Annotated in this window: 3 protein-coding genes; all 3 read left to right on the forward strand. The window is 66.4% G+C overall.

Going from position 1 to position 2,809, the window contains the following annotated elements:
• Positions 1–347, forward strand: a 347-nt coding sequence (locus tag GJ631_RS18255; RefSeq protein WP_156710519.1) for a dual specificity protein phosphatase family protein, incomplete at its 5' end; no start/stop codon positions are given.
• 52 nt (positions 348–399) lie between these two features.
• The gene (locus GJ631_RS18260) at positions 400–1,953 is read left to right on the forward strand and encodes a tryptophan--tRNA ligase (protein WP_156710520.1); all 1,554 of its coding nucleotides are present in this window, start codon (positions 400–402) and stop codon (positions 1,951–1,953) included.
• Positions 1,954–2,007: 54 nt separating this feature from the next.
• Positions 2,008–2,809: UvrB/UvrC motif-containing protein (locus GJ631_RS18265; RefSeq protein ID WP_197425206.1), on the forward strand; the 802-nt coding region annotated here is incomplete at its 3' end.

Genomic DNA, 2,809 nt, shown 5'->3' on the forward strand with positions numbered 1-2,809 from the left:
TCTCCTCGACGGAGGCGACGCGGTGGGGCCTGCCGGAAGCTTACGCCGACCGCTTCGAGACGGCCCACGTCCCGATTCGCGACCGCCAATTCGCCGAGAACGCGACGCTCCGGACGGCACTGAGGGCGCTTCGAGACGCCGAAGCGGCCGGCGAGTCGGTCGCACTCCACTGCAACGCCGGGCTCGGACGCACCGGCGTCGTCGCCGCGGCGTGGCTGACCCGAGAGCGTGGCTACGACCCCCAGGCGGCGGTCGAAACCGTCGCCGAGGCCGGTCGCGCGCCGCGGGAAGCGGTTCGCTGTGGCAACGCAACCGAGGCGGAACTGCTCGAATTGCTCACCCCGTAAGCGCTCACACCCAAGCGAACGGTTTTTGGGCGAACCAACCCGACGCTACTGCATGACAGACGACGACGCCCACGAGGGAGCGACGCCCCCGAGGACGGACGGCGGGGCGACAGGTGCCGACGAGACGGCCCTCGACCCGTGGGGCTCGTCGACCGTCGACGACTACCGGAACCTCTTCGAGGAGTTCGGCATCGAGGAGTTCGACGACGTGCTGCCGGAGGTGCCGAACCCCCACTACCTGATGCGCCGGGGCGTCATCTTCGGCCACCGGGATTACCGCCCGGTCGCCGAGGCGATGGTCAACGACGAACCCTTCGCCGCGCTGTCGGGGTTCATGCCGACCGGCGACCCCCACATCGGCCACAAACTCGTCTTCGACGAGATAATCTGGCACCAACAGCAGGGCGGCGACGCCTACGGCCTCATCGCCGACCTCGAAGCCCACTCCGCCCGTGGGATTCCGTGGGACGAAATCGACGAACACGCCGAGAGCTACCTGCTGTCGTTGCTCGCGTTGGGGTTCGACCCCGAGGAAGGCGAACTGTACCGCCAATCCGAAAACGAGGAACTGCGCAACCTCGCCTTCGAACTCGGCTCGAAGGCCCGTTTCGCGGAGTTCGAAGGCATCTACGGCTTCGACGGCGAAACCTCGGTGTCGCACATGCAATCGGTCGTCACCCAGATGGCCGACATCCTCTATCCGCAACTGGAGGAACCGAAGCCGACGGTCATTCCCGTCGGGCCCGACCAGGACCCCCACGTCCGACTGGCGCGGGATTTGGCGACCCGGATGCGCTTCTTCAAGGTGAGCGAGGCCTACGCGAGTTTCGAGTTGGAAGACGACGAACGCGAGCTGGTCGCCGAGGCATACGAGGCGCTGACCGAAGACGACCCCGACTCGGACGTTCGCTGTGTCGAGGCCGCCGAGTGGCTCGAAGCCGAAGCCCCCGACTCGACGGCACTGTGGGACACCGTCGAGACGCTGAAAGCCGGCGGGAAGGAGCCGCTCCGCCCCCGCGTTCGGTTCTTCGACCGTAACGCGACCGACGAGGCCTTCGAGGCGCTCATCGAGGCCATCGACGGCGAAAAGCGCGTCTACGAGGGCCACATCGACAGTTTCGAACTCACTCGCGAGGAGGCCGAGGAACTCGCCCGCCAAGTCGAAGTAGACAACGGCGGTTACGGCTTCGTCCCGCCCTCCTCGATTTATCACCGCTTCATGACCGGCCTCACGGGCGGGAAGATGTCGTCGTCGGACCCCGCCTCCCACATCAGCCTGCTCGACGACCCCGAAGACGGCTACGACAAGGTGAAGGCGGCGACGACCGGCGGCCGCGAAACCGCCGAGAAACAACGGGAGTTGGGCGGGAAGGCCGACGAGTGTCCCGTCTACGAGCTGTACGCCTACCTGCTCGCCAACGACGACGACGAACTCGCCACCGAGGTGTACGAGGAGTGCGTCGGCGGCGAACGCCTCTGTGGCGGCTGTAAGGAACAGGCCGCCGAACTGATGGAAGCGTTCCTCGAGGACCACCAAGAGAAACGCGAGGAGGCGAAGGAACTGCTCGACGACCTCGACATCGAGTTGGAGAGCAGCAGGAAGTAGTCGAGAGGAGTCCCCTAACGTCATTCTGATACCGCTCGGTTCCCAACGACAGGTATGGACGCAGCCGCGGTCCGGGAGCGCGCCGGCGAATTGCCCGGAGAGCCGGGGGTGTATCTCTTCGAGGCCGGCGAGTCGGTGCTGTACGTCGGCAAGGCAGTCGAGTTGCGGAGCCGAGTCCGTTCCTACGCCGACCCTCGCGGCGAGCGCATCCGCCGGATGGTCGAGGCCGCCGACGGGGTCGACTTCGCGGTCACCGACACTGAGACCCAGGCACTGCTGTTGGAGGCGAACCTCATCAAACGCCACCAACCGCGGTACAACGTCCGCCTGAAGGACGACAAGTCCTACCCGCTGGTGCAGTTGACCGACCACGCGTTCCCCCGCATCGAGGTGACGAGAGACCCAGACGACGGCGCGACGGTGTTCGGCCCGTTCACGAACAAGGGACGGGTCGAGACAGTGCTGAAGGCCCTCCGGGAGACCTACGGCCTGCGGGGCTGTTCGGACCACAAGTACGCCGGCCGCGACCGACCCTGTCTCGACTACGAGATGGGGCTGTGTACGGCGCCCTGTACCGACGAGATATCGGCGGAAGACTACGCCGCTGACACCGAATCCGTCGTCCGGTTCCTCGAAGGCGAAACGGGCGTGCTCGCCGAACCCCTGCGTCGTGAGATGGAGGCCGCCGCCGAAGCCGAGGCCTTCGAGCGGGCCGCGGCGCTCCGAGACAAACTCGACGCCGTCGAGGCGTTCCACGAGGGGGGCGGCGACGGCGTTCGATACCCACGAAATCGAGGTCTCGGAGGGCGAATCGACCGAGACGGTCGTCCTCGACGACGAGGCCGAAAAAGAAAGC

Source organism: Natronomonas sp. CBA1123, assembly GCF_009741925.1.
GTDB lineage: Archaea > Halobacteriota > Halobacteria > Halobacteriales > Haloarculaceae > Natronomonas.